Annotated in this window: 1 pseudogene; it reads left to right on the forward strand. The window is 49.8% G+C overall.

The window, feature by feature from the left end:
* Window positions 1-262 (forward strand): annotated as a pseudogene (locus tag R0J88_RS19605) (GABA permease); the annotation flags it as partial.
* Window positions 263-279: the final 17 nt, after the last annotated feature.

The raw sequence follows: 279 nt of genomic DNA on the forward strand, positions 1-279 counted from the left end.
TATCCCACTGGAAGCCAACATCGCCGCTATGATCCTGCACTCGTGGGTTCCAGGCATTCCCATCTGGTTATTTTCCCTCGTCATTACCCTCGCCTTAACTGTCAGTAATTTATTAAGCGTTAAAAACTCCGGCGAATTTGAGTTCTGGCTGGCACTGTGCAAAGTCATCGCTATCCTGGCCTTTATTTTCCTTGGTGCAGTCGCAATTAGCGGTTTTTACCCGTATGCCGACGTGAGCGGGATCTCAAGATTGTGGGCATAAAGCCGCCGCTATCCCAC

This window comes from Pseudoalteromonas sp. SIMBA_162 (genome assembly GCF_046535955.1).
In the GTDB taxonomy this organism is placed as follows: domain Bacteria; phylum Pseudomonadota; class Gammaproteobacteria; order Enterobacterales; family Alteromonadaceae; genus Pseudoalteromonas; species Pseudoalteromonas marina.